Below are 12,794 nucleotides of genomic sequence, written 5' to 3' on the forward strand. Positions count from 1 at the left end.
TTTTTTGAACATGAATATGCCGCTGCATCATAAGATAGTGGAGAGAGCGTTATATGCAGACCTACAAAATAAATAAAAAGGAGAGTAGTAAAATGAAGCGACTGCTCTTGTCCTATCCGCTAAGTGTGAATACTCCTGTTTATAAAGATAATCCCCCGCCTGAGATCGTGCAGCAGTTCAGCATCCAAAAAGGCGATCTGTTTAATCAATTTATTATAAAAACCATTAATCATAACGGCACTCACATCGACGGCCCATGGCATTTTAATCCGCAAGGCAAAAAGCTAAGCGAACTTCCCATAGACTATTTTGTGTTTCATCATGTGACTGTCTTAGATATTCCAAAAACCGATGACGAGTTGATTACTAAAGCAGATCTTGAGCCCTTTGCACATCAGATCGCTGGCACAGACTTGCTGATCATACGCACAGGGTTCGGGAAAATCCGCACTTCCGACCCTGTTCGCTACGGCAATCATAATCCGGGTTTTTCAGCTTCTGCTGCTAATTACTTAATGGTATTTGATTCCTTGCGAGCCGTAGGCATGGATTTCATTTCTTCTACCTCACCGCTGCATATGGATGAAGGCATCGCTTTCCACCAAACCATGCTTGGAAAAGACCGGGTGGATGGACGGTTCATCCTGCTGATCGAGGATATGAACTTAAATCATAATTTGTCCAATGTGAGCGTCGTCTACGCGGTGCCTTTGTATATTGAAGGAGTCGACAGCAGCTTCGCTACGGTTTTCGCGGAAAAACGCTATTGAGTATTTAGCACGCAAAAAAAGAAACCCATAGCCGAGCGCCTGTTAACCTGCTCGTACTCGGCTATGGATTTCTCTCCCGTTAATGTTTCATCCTCTGATCATTTATCCAACTGCTCTCCAATAGCGACAAACTGCTCCTTCGTCACATCCGCTGCAAAACTGCTGATCGTATAAATCACCGATGAATCCTGCTGCGTATCTACAAAAATCAAGCTGCGATTTTCATCCGTTGGACTGAACCAGATGGATTGGCTTTCGCCATTGCTTGCGCCGCCAATTGTTCGCCTGCTTCATTAATAGGCCATTCAGCCAAGGACGGAACGGCTGCATTGTTTGAGCTTGGCAAGCTTTTAAACAGTTGCATGTACACCTCATTTATCACATCGTCTGCATCCTCCTGGTTATTCAAAAATAAATGCAGCGTTCGGAATACATGATCACTTGTTGCTTCATACACATAGCGAAATGCTTCCGAATCAACCTGGATCATCCGCGTCAGCCACGAATGAATGTCTTGATCCTTCATAGGGGCGCCTCCTAGCGGGTATTCACTCTATATTGGCCCCTGATAGGCAAATGGTTCGTTTTCTCTAATTTTACAAATACATATAACGATCATAAACCCTTAAGCAGGGAGAGGGGCGTTAATGTCTAAAAATACGACAAGAAAAAGACTGCTGGGCATTTCCCAGCAGCCTATAGGAACCATATTCCACTTGCCTGCATATCTTTTGATGCATACGCGTTTGTTTTCACTGAGCCTAGCTTTTCATCGAATTCAGCTGTGATTCGCCTTGGTACAGCTCCTTGAGCATGCTCTGGTAAAAGTTGTGCTCTTGGCCGCTCAAGCCTTCCCGGTTATTTTTAAGAATGAATGAGTTCAAGTGTCGTTTCAGAATTTCGTTTCGGCGTCCCAACATCTTCTTGTAAGTCAAGTGAGTAACCTCCATTTTGTTCTCCCGTGCGATTGGGTTTCTTTAAGTATAGCGGACTTTGCCGAATGTATAAAATCCGGTCAGACCGCCTCAGGCCCGATAATTTGTGCTTAGCCACTATCTCACAAGCTCATGGGAGGTATCCAGAAACATCCTGCCATATTCCCCCGATAACGTACCAACTCGGCTCAAATAGCTTGTATCGCCTGCCCACGAAAGCGTCATTGTGTTTCAGGAGAAATCAGGGAAATCGCATACAATTTGAAATAAGACGCTGAATTGTCTATAGTTAAGGCATAGAAATAACTAGCGTAAACGGCTGGCGCCGTCCTCGGCGGCAAAGCTAACGTTTCGAGGGTGAAATATGAGCCCATTATAAGTGTGATACTTATAAATGCTTATATTTTAAAAAATTGTAAGTGCGTTGCTTAAGGAGGCAGTGATGAAGTCGTTTTTTTTACGATGGTGGCATGTATTGGGTGTTTCAACCATTTATATACAAGGATTGATTTACTTATGGATTGGGAGAAATGCAGGTGCCATTGAAACCGTCCATTACAACTATTATTGGATTGACTTGAAAATACCTTTCCTCTCCTGGTTCGTCTTCCCTTATGTGAGCTGGATGCCTGTCATGTACTTGGCGTTTATCTACTTTGCGATTGTTGATCGCAAGCTTTATTGGCGCGTTCTAGCTACCTACAATATTGCCGTTATGGGCTGCAATGTGATTTTTCTAATGTTCGCCACGTATGTGCCGCGCCCGGACATTGAACCGAGCAATTTGGCGCTGACGCTGGTACAGTTTATTTATAGCAATGACGCTCCGCTTAATTGTTTTCCAAGCGTGCACTGCCTCACCAGTTATTTGCTGTTCATTACGATCAACCGCGACCTGAAGCTTAGCAACGTTTCCCGAATCGCCTGGAGCGTCCTCATGTGGCTTATCATTGCCTCTACTGTATTCATTAAGCAGCATTCCCTGCTCGATGTCGTTGGCGGCATTCTCGTCGCTGAGGTCACGTATCAGCTCGTTCGCATGGCGGCTAACCGCCTCTATGTGCGCAAGAAGCAATACGTCAGCAGCAAGGCGATGTGACCGAGCAGCGAGCTCACTGCCGCTGCGAATCACGCACCAAATTCGCGCCGAGTAGAACCCGTCCTTACAAAAGTAAACAAAGAAGACTCCAAAACCACTGTAAACGTGGTGCTGGAGTCTTCTTTTCTTACGATTATGTCTATTAAATACTACCCAAGGATCGTGAACGATACCGAGGATGCTCAGGGAGCATCGCGGCAAGCAGTTTTTTCACTGCCTGATGAGTGGATGCAAAAACTTGATCTTTATCGTCGCACATCTCAACTACTTGCCCATGCTCCATCACTGCAAGCTTATCCGATATGGAGTAGGCCGCTTTAATATCATGCGTAATAAACACGTACGAAAGCCCAAAATCTGCCCTCAACTCGCTTAGCAAACTCAAAATATGCGTTTGATTCACCATATCGAGGCTGCTCACCGATTCATCCAGCACAATCAGCTTTGGCTTCAAGGCAATCGCTCTAGCGATATTAATGCGCTGCAGCTGGCCTCCGCTAAATTGATTCGGGTATTTCAGCATATCGTCCGGCTTCAGGCCAACCCGTTCGAGCAGCCCGCCGATCGTTCGTTTTTGCTCCTGTACGGACAGACGCTCATAGTTCTCCAATGGCTCTCCAATAATCTGCTCCGCCGTCGCACGCGGATTGACCGATGAATAACAGTCCTGAAACACCACTTGCAAATCCCGACGCAGTGATCTGCGGGTAGCTCTATCCGACTGATAAAGGTCATGTCCCTGAAAAACAATCTGCCCCGCTTGCGGCTTCTCCAATCCGAGAATAACTTTTCCTAATGTGCTTTTTCCCGCACCGCTCGTCCCGAGCAGACCGAGGCATTCTCCTTCCTCCAGAGCAAGAGAAACGCCCGAGAGCACGGGGGCACGCTTGGAAGAACGCCATTGCAGCCTCGTTTCACCATAGGTATGGGTGACTTCCTTTACCTGCAGCAGCATACGTTACCCCCTATTTTCAAAATACCCGCTCAGATGGTCAGGCAGTTTCGGTCTTACGTTCAACAGCTTTTTCGTATACGGATGCTGCGGGTGATCAAACAATTGAAACACATCTGCTTTTTCTACGATTCGCCCATGCTGCATCACAGCAACCTCGTCTGCCAATTCCGAAATGACGCCTAAATCATGGGAGATCAATAATATCGACGTGCCATGCTCCACACGAAGGCGGTCCAGCTCTCTGAGCACCTGCAATTGGTTCACGACATCCAGCGCCGTCGTCGGTTCATCGGCAATAACGACCGCGGGACGCAGACACATGCATATCGCAATCATGACCCTTTGAAGCATGCCGCCGCTGAGCTGGAAGGGGTATAATTTCAGCAGCTTGGCGGGATCAGGCAAATTCATCGCCTCCATCGCGGTGACTGCCAGCTCTGCAGCTTGTTTTTTCGTAAGGGCGGTATGCGTACGAATCGTTTCAATGAAAGGAACGCCGATCGTATACACCGGTGTAAAAGCATTCATTGGATTTTGCATAATAAAAGAAATTTCTTTGCCGCGTATTTGCCGCATGTCTTCCGCCTTGAGACCATTCAGCTCACGGCCATTCAATTGAATGCTGCCTTCGACAGTCGTATGCTTCGGGTCCAGAAGCTGCAGCAGGGAATTGCAGGTGATCGTCTTGCCGCTGCCGCTCTCTCCCACAAGACCTAGCACCCGGCCGCGCTCAATATCAAAATGAATATCCTCGATCAGGGAAAGCATCCCTTGCTCCGTCTTTACTTTGACATGCAAGCCGCTTACCTGCAGCACCTTGCGAGATTTTTCCAACATGGGCCTCATCCTATTCACATCCGTCGTTTTACCCCAAATCGCTCCGACAACGCTTCTCCTAATACGTTGAATGTAATGACCACGAACAAAATCATCAAGCCTGGATATAACATCAATTCCGGATGGCTGCGAATAAAGGCTTTGCCTTCATGGATCATCGCCCCCCACTCCGGAGTCGGCGGCTGAATGCCGAGGCCTAGAAACGATAAGGCCGAAATATCCATAATCGCCCAGCCCATTTCAAGCGTTCCCATTACCAAAATAGGCGGCAGCACGTTCGGAATAATATGCCGTCTAATAATTTTCCACTCGGAGGAGCCGCTGATTCGAGCGGCGGTAATAAAATGGCGTTCTTTTAAGCTGACAACCATACTGCGAAACATGCGGGCGTAATAGACCCATTGTACCAGCATCAATGCCAACACGACCTGCATCAGCCCCGGTCCAAAAATGCCGACCATTCCCAGCACGAGCACGAGATTCGGAATCGTCATCACTGCTTCGCAAAAACGCATTAGACAGGCATCTAACCAGCCCCCTCTGTACCCGGCAACGGTTCCAACCACTAAGCCGATCCCAAGAGAGGCAATGAAAATTAAGAAGGCCAGGCCTAGCGAAATACGGGCGCCATGCAGCAGGCGCGAAAAATTGTCACGCCCTAAATGGTCGGTACCGAGCCAATATTCCGCCGAGGGCGGCTGCAGCTTAAGCGCCAAATTGACTTTAATGGGGTCATGTGGTGAAATCCATGGAGCTAACAGGGTCACAATAGCGAAAACCAGCAAAATGACCGTGCATATGGCAATAACTTTCTGGCCCCTCAGGACGGTGCGTAGTCTCGCAATCACTGGTCGGTTCTTCCTTTCAGGGAAATTCGCGGATCCATATAAAGCTGTACCAAATCAACGATTAAATTGCAGATTATGAACAAGCAAGCCGCGAGAAACACATAGCACTGGATGACTGGAATATCCCGATTGAAAATCGCATCGACAAAATAACGTCCGAACCCCGGCCAGGAAAATACCTGCTCCACGATAATCGTCCCGGTCAGCAATTTGCCAAAGTTCATGCCAAGTCCTGTAATAACGGGCGAAAACGCTATTTTCAGCACATGCTTGACCATAATAATCCGCTGCTTGATTCCGCGCGTCTTCGCATACAGCACATACGACTCCTGCAATTGCTCCAGTACACTCGCACGCAGCAGCCGGGTATAGATGGCGATAAGAGCCAGTGACAGCGTTAGCGTTGGAAGCACAAGATGCTCCCAAGAGCCCTTGCCCTCTACGGGAAGCAGATCCAGCTTGACGGCGAAAAAGAACATCAATAAATAACCGAGCCAAAACTGCGGAATGGACGCCCCGAAATAAGAGAGCCCTCTGCTGAAATAATCAATCAGGCTGTTCTTATAAATGGCCGATAAAAAGCCGAGCGGAATGCTGACGAGCATCGCAAATAAAATGCTGCTGACGGCGAGCTGCACCGTCGCAGGCATTTTCGACACGACATCCTCCCATACCGGCTCATTCGTCATATACGACTGTCCAAAATCAAGCTGCGCCATCTTCACGACTGTGCGCCAATATTGGACGAGCAAGGGCTGATCCAAGCCAAATTCATGTCTTTTCTCAGCCAATAGCTCCTCCGTCGGATGAATGTGGGCTGCCGTTAAATAGGCTTCCGCCGGATCTACAGGTGAAACATGAATCAGTACGAACGTAATAAGAATGGCAAAAAGAACGATGGGAAGAATTGCGAGCAATCGCTTCCCGATATAGCTGACCATGGATTGCCTCCCTGCTGGCTACTGGCTAATGTTAATTCCTTCAAAAGGATTTTCGTCCCGGTTCGCAGGGAACGCAAAGTCCGTCACCTTGTTTTGGAATACTACCGTTTTCTTAATATAGGAGATTGGCACGATTGCCGACTGCTCCTGCAGCGTCTGCAAAATGGAGCTATAAAGCTGCTGGCGCTTCGTCTCATCCGTCGAGGCAAGCGCTTCATGGATTTGCTGATCCAGCTCTTGCTTCATTGGCAAGCCGGAGTTGGCTTCGGCAACGCCCCAGCCTTTCTCTGCTACAACGTTAATGAAGGAATGCGGATCATACGGCGCACCGTAGTTGTACCAGAAATCAATGTCAAATTCGCCCGCTTTCCGGCGTTGAATTTGGGTCGTGAGCTCAAGTCCCGTAATGTTCAGCTTAACGCCGATGGCGCTCCATTCGGCTTGCATCGTTTCAGCCATCGCTTTTTGAATCGGGTCTGTCTTGTCGAAAATCAATTCCAGCTCTAATGCCTGTCCATCCTTCTCGCGAACCGCTTTGCCGGAAGGCAGCTTCCAGCCCGCCTCATCCAGGTAGGCAGCTGCTTTTTCCGTATTGTATTCAACAGGTTGTACGTCAATATCCGTATACGGGAAGTTTTTGGACAAAATCGTATCCGCTTTCTCCTCGAGGCCGAGCGTAATGCCTTCAACCATCGCCTGCTTGTTAAAGCCGGACTGGAGCGCCAGACGCACTCGCAAATCGGAAAGCTTATCATTGGTTGTATTCAGCAGCAGGCTTCTTGTTCCGACCGGCTCGGACAATTGGGTTGTATACTTGCCAGATTCTTTCAGTTGATTAAAGGCATCCATGCTGATGACACCTTCTCCGTAAATCAAATCGAGCTCGCCTTTTTCAAAAGCCAATACGCGTGTTTCGGCATCAGGAATGATTTTGACGGTGATTTTATCGATTTTTGGACTTTCGCCCCAGTAATTCGGGTTGCGCGTAAATATGGCATATTCGTCCTTCTTGTATTCAGCCAGTAACCACGGTCCTGTTCCAACCGGCTCTTTAATTCCTTTAGAAGTGTCTCCGTCATCCGGGAAACCGGCTTCACCCAGAAAACGAACGGGGCGAACGAGCGAGAGATCCTGAATAGCTGGATAATACGCCTGCTTCAGCGTCATTTTAAAAGTGTATTCGTCAACAACTTCCGTCTTGTCTAGAACGTTGATTACGCCAAGCCAGCTGTGCAGACTCGGATTTTTCATGACTGCATCAAAATTTTTCTTCACGATCGCAGCATTAAAAACCGTTCCGTCGGAAAACTTCACATTTTGACGAAGCTTGAATGTGTATTCCTTGCCATCCTCCGAAATCGTCCATGATTCAGCCAGCATCGGCTCAAGCTTGCCTCCTGCTTTATAGCTGACCAATGGCTCATAAATCATCGATTGGGCAAATAGCTGCGAAGGGTTGTACGTGTGGGGATTCATCGTTCCAATATCGCGCGGCCAAGATAGCGTAATGGCCTTTTCAGATACAACTGCTGTGTTTTCAGCAGATCCATTGCTTGCGCTCGGCGCCGCTTCCTGCTTCGTGCATGCCATAAGCACGGTTGATACGAGGAAAATCGTGGCTGCAATAGAAAGCAGCGTTTTCTTGGTCGTTCTAATCATGATGTCGTTATCTCCGTTCCATTTCAGTAATAATGATTCTCACTAATAATAGAGAAAAGCATATAGGCTGTCAATGAGCTTCCTCATGAATGTAATTATTTACTTTCCGAGAATGCCCTGCTGCCCTATGACGTGAAAAAAGGCAATCGGGCCTCCTACAGGTCCAATTGCCTTTTTTGTTGCTTGTATACATCAGAAGACTACGCCACAAGCCGTCCTCTTGCGAGCTTTCTGAATTTAAGATAGGACATGACGCGCCAAGGAATGACATAGGAAAAGGCGATCACCATAAACAAGGCGGCGAGCGTTTCCGGATCAAGCATCGACACATAATTTCTAAGCAGCAGGCGAATGCCCAAAATCGCTAGAAAAGCGACGATGAAGCCCATATTCTTTTTGGCATAAATTTGCTGATCCTCGCGCACCTCATAATTAGTCGTCCATATGAGCGGAATCGACAGCGCTAAGCCAATAACAATAGCGATGATCCACTCCAGCAGCGGCGCATGAATACGGGGATTGAGGAAAATCATTATGCCTGGCAGCATGAAAAGGACGGGAAGCAGCAACCGTATGCCGCTGCCGCGAATCGGACGATAAAAGCTGCGCGTTCTCCTCCATAAAATTAGTCCCGCGATTAAAATAATGAATACGTACACAGAGCCGTTCATGTTCACACCGCTTTCTTTGAAAGAATGGATAGATTTCATTATAATCGTTCATCGGCTGGACTTCTATACGCTCCTAACAGCGCATGGTATACTTCATGAATATTAAAATTTCAATTGGGCAGCAGTATAGTCGCAAAACGAAAGCACTGTTCAACATCAGATTGGGGATCGTTATGTTTGGATACGGCAAGGCCATTAAACAGCTTGCGCCCGCTGCAAAATGGCTGATTTTTAGCGAAATATGCTTTGGAATGACCATGGGGCTATCGAGCCTGGTGCTAAATTTATATTTTTTATCCAAGGGCGTGAATGAAGAGGCAATCGGTCACCTGACATCGGTCAGCACCTTAATTGGAGGAGCCGTCGGCATTCCCGCCAGCATGTTGGCAGGACGTCTGGGACGAAAGCGCATTATGGTCATCGGGATCAGCTTGATGTCCGGCAGCTTTGCGCTGTTTGCAGTGAGCGACCACTTGCTTCTATATTATTGCGCTCAGGCTATGCTGTCCTGCGGCATCGTATTTATTGTCGCGACGGAAACACAGCTGTTGTTTCAATATAATCGGTCACGGGAAGCGGAAACGCAGGCTTACAGCCTGTTTCTTGCTGTGTTTATGTTCTTTAACATCGGCGGCACGCTGCTCGGCGGGTATTTGCCTCGCTGGCTCGGCACGCCTGAAGACAACTATGAGCCGCAGCTGTGGCTGGCGGCGATATTCATGCTGCTGCTTGCGATCATTCGCGGCTTGAAGCTGCCTTCTGACCGCCACGCTGCGGTGAAGCAGCAAACGCGGGAGGTGCACCATCCGGGAGATGATCGGCCAACAGTTGCTGCGAATGCTAGGAAAACGGGAGCTGGTAGCGAGGATCGGGCGGCAGTTGTGGAAAAATCCGCTTCGCGTAAATTTGCCCGTTCACTCGCTCAACTGCTGCCGACGAAGCAGGTCTGGCTGCTGTCCGGGTTTATTTTCATATCCGGCATTGCAGGCGCTTTAACCATGCCCTTCCTGAACGTCATCGTAAAGTACCAGCTCGATTGGGAAAATGAAGCGGTATCGTCGCTGCTCGCAGCCAATTATTTTTTCTTGTTCATCGGCACTTTGCTGGTGCCTTCAATCTTGTCCAGGCTCGGCGAGGTGAAGACGTATATGCTGCTGTTCGCGCTTACCATTATATGTGCGGCGGTGCTGTCCGTAACAGGCTCGGTTAGCCTGTTCGCTGGCGCGCTGCTGCTGCGGGGCGGGCTCTTCGCTTTCCTTAATACGCTGATCGACAGCAACACGATGTCGTCGCTGCCGGACGAGGACCGCAACAGCTTTGCGGGGCTGCGCTCCTTGTTTCGCAGTATCGGCGGCGCGGCGGCTGCCTATGCTACAGGATTGATGCTGGAACAGAAAAATGTCCAGCTCCCTTTTCTCATTACCGCCATCGTTATGCTCATTAGCGCCCTTTATTTCTGGTATGTTGTCAGGCCGTTGTTGAAGAAGCAGGAAGCGCAGCGGCAGCTCAAACCGTAAGGTGGAGCTGCACGGGTTGAATCAAAGCCTGTTCGAATGTAAAAAAACGTCTTTTCTCCGTTCATAGTGAACGAAGGAAAGACGTTTTTTTAGTATGAAACTAGGAAGCTTTATGACAGTCAGTGGCTATACATTTGTCATGTGTTTGATGTGTTCGTAAACAAGCTGTTATCCGCAATTATATTTCTTTAGCGCGAAAATAGAGCAGACCGCCGATAAAAAATACGAGAAAGCTGCCTATAATCGTCATAAATAAGTTCATTGTAGGCATAGTGAAGGCACCGTAATTTTCGGAGCCCAGCGCGAGCATCGCAATCGTCGGCTGCGCCCACGGATAGAACGGGCCGTATTCCGCTGAGTTAATGACCAGCATATTCGGCAGCGTCAGCATGACGTTGATCGTCAGCGGCGCTGCAAAGCTGCTCCAGCCAATGGAGGCCCACAGCTGAAGCGCTGCTAATGGCAAGCAAGCGAGCCAGCCGCCCAGCACACCCGGCAGCATAAGATTCCAAGGAATTTCATGCAGACCGCGAACAGCTCCCGTAATGAGCACCGCTGCCAAGAAGAGCAGCTGCACCCCGATGAGCAGCTCGGAAACGAGCCAGAACTTGGCGAAATAAAGCGATTTTCGCGATATAGGCAGCGCCAGCAGCTGCTTCCAGCCTCCCCCTGCATGCTCATAGCGGCAAACGAAAGCTGCAAAGACGCCTGTCAAAATAGGCAGAAGCAGCACCGCGTGAAACAAAGCCATAGATGAATACAAGACTTCATATTGCTCGGCAGGCGTGCCCTCTATTTCATTGGAGAGAACGCCTAGAACAAGATTCAGCAGCGGACTAATGGGAACCAGCAGCCAGATGAAGGAGCGGGACAGCTTAAGCCGCTCGGATGCCAGCAGCCTCATGAATGCAGCCATTCTAGACCACATCCTTTCGGCTAAAATGCACGGAGCCCAGCAAAAAAATAACAAGCCCGGTCAATATTCCTGCGCCGATATAAAGCTCTCCCTGCTCGCTCCTGAAGGCGAGCAGCGGCCAATTCAGCGGCAGCCACGTATATTTTGCCGGAAGATACAACGAAGCAATCACGGTAACGATTCCGGCACTGATGGAGAGGCCCTGATTGCGAAAGGTCATGCAGAGCCATAGCATGCATGCAAGCATGGGCAGCGCGCCTGCATAAGGATAAAAGCTTAGCCGCAGCACCTCCGGCAGCGGAAAATGCCAGCCAAACCCAAGCACTAAACCTAAGGCAATCGAGAACACCATGAGCAGCAGGCAGGAGCAGGCCAGCAAAATCGCGCTAAGCGCAAATTTCGCAGAAAACACAGTAAGCCTAGAGATCGGCAGTGCCAGCAGCTGCTTCCAAGAGCCTGTGCCATGCTCCACATTCGCCAGCAGCGAGCTGACAAGCACACATCCGAGAAACAGCGAGATCGGCACAAACATGAAGATGTTATGCAGCAGCCCACCCCATAAATCATCGGCATACTCCTTGACTAAATAGTCATAACGAAGCCCAAAATTGACGGCTTGCAGCAATACAACGCCAAAAGGAGCAAAAATAATGAGCGTCCACAGCCCTTTGCGGCGGATTTTCAGAAAGTCGGCGGATAACGCTTTGGTCAGCATGCCCATCACGCATGCCCTCCTTCACCGACAATTTGCAGGAAGAGATCCTCCAGCGACTTTCTTTTTTCCTCAATGCGGTACACTTCATGCTTGCGCGTTACTAAATTATTGACCATCTGCGCCGCGGCAGCATCGCTTATTCCTTCCAGTGTAATGAGCGAGCCCTCTCTGACGGCGTCCAAACCCTGCTCATACAAGGTGAGCAGCGCTGCTTGCGGGTCGGATACCCGCAGTACAATCGAGCTTTGTGCCTGCTGCTGCAAATTTTGAATCGTATCTTGAAAAACAAGCTCCCCCTGGCGGACAATGCCCACCGTTCCCGCCATCTGCTCAACCTCGCTCAGCAAATGGCTGGAGATGAGCACCGTAATGCCATGCTCCCGCGGCATGCGCTTAATAAGCTCGCGAATTTCCAAAATGCCGGATGGATCGAGGCCGTTCGTCGGCTCGTCCAAAATCAGCAGCTCCGGATTGCCCAGCAACGCGCTGGCGATGCCAAGGCGCTGCTTCATGCCGAGCGAATAACCCTTTACAGGCCGCCGGGCTTCTTTCGTTAAACCAACGATATCCAGCACTTCGGAAATTCTCGTCTTCGGAGCATCAATAATTCGGCGAATCGCCTCCAAATTATCGGCGGCTGTTAGATGCCCGTAATAGGACGGGTACTCTACCAGCGAGCCGATCTTGCGGAGTATCGCCAGCCGTTCCTTTTGCATCGCTTTGCCGAAAATATGCACGCTGCCGCTGGACGGCTTAATCAGCCCAAGCAGCATGCGGATCGTCGTCGTTTTGCCCGCGCCGTTCGGCCCAAGAAAGCCGTAAATGTCGCCTTTGGCAATCCGCAAATTCAGACCCGATACGGCGTAGCGCCCTTTATATTTTTTACTAAGCCCCTTCGTTTCAATGACCCATTCGTTCATGTCTATCACCT

Annotated in this window: 14 protein-coding genes; 3 read left to right on the forward strand and 11 right to left on the reverse strand. The window is 49.2% G+C overall.

Annotated features, from left to right (window positions below):
- The first annotated feature begins 92 nt into the window (after window positions 1–92).
- The gene (locus WH37_RS16635) at window positions 93–770 is read left to right on the forward strand and encodes a cyclase family protein (protein WP_046231732.1); all 678 of its coding nucleotides are present in this window, start codon (window positions 93–95) and stop codon (window positions 768–770) included.
- Between the two features lie 208 nt (window positions 771–978).
- Here the strand turns inward: WH37_RS16635 and WH37_RS16640 are convergent, their stop codons facing one another.
- Complete coding sequence (locus tag WH37_RS16640; RefSeq protein ID WP_052737026.1) at window positions 979–1,296, reverse strand: hypothetical protein; 318 nt, start codon at window positions 1,294–1,296, stop codon at window positions 979–981.
- Between the two features lie 235 nt (window positions 1,297–1,531).
- The gene (locus WH37_RS35600) at window positions 1,532–1,705 is read right to left on the reverse strand and encodes a hypothetical protein (protein WP_156182325.1); all 174 of its coding nucleotides are present in this window, start codon (window positions 1,703–1,705) and stop codon (window positions 1,532–1,534) included.
- 442 nt (window positions 1,706–2,147) lie between these two features.
- Here WH37_RS35600 and WH37_RS16645 point away from each other — a divergent pair, with 442 nt between their 5' ends.
- Window positions 2,148–2,804 carry a phosphatase PAP2 family protein gene (locus tag WH37_RS16645; RefSeq protein WP_052737027.1) on the forward strand — a complete coding sequence of 219 codons (657 nt, stop codon included), beginning with the start codon at window positions 2,148–2,150 and terminating at the stop codon, window positions 2,802–2,804.
- 142 nt (window positions 2,805–2,946) lie between these two features.
- Here WH37_RS16645 and nikE read toward each other — a convergent pair whose 3' ends face one another.
- From nikE to WH37_RS16675, 6 genes are all read right to left on the reverse strand, one after another.
- Complete coding sequence (nikE, locus tag WH37_RS16650; RefSeq protein WP_046231733.1) at window positions 2,947–3,759, reverse strand: nickel import ATP-binding protein NikE; 813 nt, start codon at window positions 3,757–3,759, stop codon at window positions 2,947–2,949.
- 3 nt (window positions 3,760–3,762) lie between these two features.
- Entirely contained in the window at window positions 3,763–4,596 is an 834-nt protein-coding gene (gene nikD, locus WH37_RS16655) for a nickel import ATP-binding protein NikD (protein ID WP_046231734.1), read from the reverse strand.
- 14 nt (window positions 4,597–4,610) lie between these two features.
- Window positions 4,611–5,444: a nickel ABC transporter permease subunit NikC gene (gene nikC / locus WH37_RS16660; protein ID WP_046231735.1), complete on the reverse strand. Its 834-nt coding sequence runs from the start codon at window positions 5,442–5,444 to the stop codon at window positions 4,611–4,613.
- Window positions 5,441–6,385: a nickel ABC transporter permease subunit NikB gene (gene nikB, locus WH37_RS16665; RefSeq protein WP_046231736.1), complete on the reverse strand. Its 945-nt coding sequence runs from the start codon at window positions 6,383–6,385 to the stop codon at window positions 5,441–5,443. Before nikB ends, nikC begins: the two co-directional genes overlap by 4 nt.
- Before the next feature lie 18 nt (window positions 6,386–6,403).
- A complete protein-coding gene (gene nikA / locus WH37_RS16670) occupies window positions 6,404–8,047 on the reverse strand; it encodes a nickel ABC transporter substrate-binding protein (RefSeq protein ID WP_414811858.1) in 1,644 nt (547 codons plus the stop codon).
- Window positions 8,048–8,244: 197 nt separating this feature from the next.
- A complete protein-coding gene (locus WH37_RS16675) occupies window positions 8,245–8,715 on the reverse strand; it encodes a CcdC family protein (RefSeq protein WP_046231867.1) in 471 nt (156 codons plus the stop codon).
- A 95-nt stretch (window positions 8,716–8,810) separates the two neighbouring features.
- On the opposite strand from WH37_RS16675, the gene WH37_RS16680 reads away from it, so the two are divergent.
- On the forward strand, window positions 8,811–10,232 hold the full coding sequence (locus WH37_RS16680; RefSeq protein WP_046231738.1) for an MFS transporter: 1,422 nt from the start codon (window positions 8,811–8,813) through the stop codon (window positions 10,230–10,232).
- 178 nt (window positions 10,233–10,410) lie between these two features.
- Here the strand turns inward: WH37_RS16680 and WH37_RS16685 are convergent, their stop codons facing one another.
- The 3 genes from WH37_RS16685 to WH37_RS16695 are packed head-to-tail and all read right to left on the reverse strand — an operon-like array spanning window position 10,411 to window position 12,783.
- On the reverse strand, window positions 10,411–11,148 hold the full coding sequence (locus WH37_RS16685) for an ABC transporter permease (protein WP_046231739.1): 738 nt from the start codon (window positions 11,146–11,148) through the stop codon (window positions 10,411–10,413).
- A gap of 1 nt (window position 11,149) precedes the next feature.
- Entirely contained in the window at window positions 11,150–11,869 is a 720-nt protein-coding gene (locus WH37_RS16690; protein WP_331458058.1) for an ABC transporter permease, read from the reverse strand.
- Window positions 11,869–12,783 carry an ABC transporter ATP-binding protein gene (locus WH37_RS16695; RefSeq protein WP_046231740.1) on the reverse strand — a complete coding sequence of 305 codons (915 nt, stop codon included), beginning with the start codon at window positions 12,781–12,783 and terminating at the stop codon, window positions 11,869–11,871. The genes WH37_RS16690 and WH37_RS16695 overlap by 1 nt, the downstream gene beginning before the upstream one ends.
- Window positions 12,784–12,794: the final 11 nt, after the last annotated feature.

The organism is Paenibacillus algorifonticola (assembly GCF_000971975.1).
Lineage (GTDB): Bacteria > Bacillota > Bacilli > Paenibacillales > Paenibacillaceae > Pristimantibacillus > Pristimantibacillus algorifonticola.

Bases quoted from the DNA above. Each gene is read 5' to 3' on its own strand.
- WH37_RS16635 (WP_046231732.1), top strand. From the start codon at position 93: ATGAAGCGACTGCTCTTGTCCTATCCGCTAAGTGTGAATACTCCTGTT.
- WH37_RS16640 (WP_052737026.1), bottom strand. From the start codon at position 1,296: ATGAAGGATCAAGACATTCATTCGTGGCTGACGCGGATGATCCAGGTT.
- WH37_RS16645 (WP_052737027.1), top strand. From the start codon at position 2,148: ATGAAGTCGTTTTTTTTACGATGGTGGCATGTATTGGGTGTTTCAACC.
- nikE (WP_046231733.1), bottom strand. From the start codon at position 3,759: ATGCTGCTGCAGGTAAAGGAAGTCACCCATACCTATGGTGAAACGAGG.
- nikD (WP_046231734.1), bottom strand. From the start codon at position 4,596: ATGTTGGAAAAATCTCGCAAGGTGCTGCAGGTAAGCGGCTTGCATGTC.
- nikB (WP_046231736.1), bottom strand. From the start codon at position 6,385: ATGGTCAGCTATATCGGGAAGCGATTGCTCGCAATTCTTCCCATCGTT.
- WH37_RS16675 (WP_046231867.1), bottom strand. From the start codon at position 8,715: ATGAACGGCTCTGTGTACGTATTCATTATTTTAATCGCGGGACTAATT.
- WH37_RS16680 (WP_046231738.1), top strand. From the start codon at position 8,811: ATGAATATTAAAATTTCAATTGGGCAGCAGTATAGTCGCAAAACGAAA.
- WH37_RS16685 (WP_046231739.1), bottom strand. From the start codon at position 11,148: ATGGCTGCATTCATGAGGCTGCTGGCATCCGAGCGGCTTAAGCTGTCC.
- WH37_RS16690 (WP_331458058.1), bottom strand. From the start codon at position 11,869: ATGGGCATGCTGACCAAAGCGTTATCCGCCGACTTTCTGAAAATCCGC.
- WH37_RS16695 (WP_046231740.1), bottom strand. From the start codon at position 12,783: ATGAACGAATGGGTCATTGAAACGAAGGGGCTTAGTAAAAAATATAAA.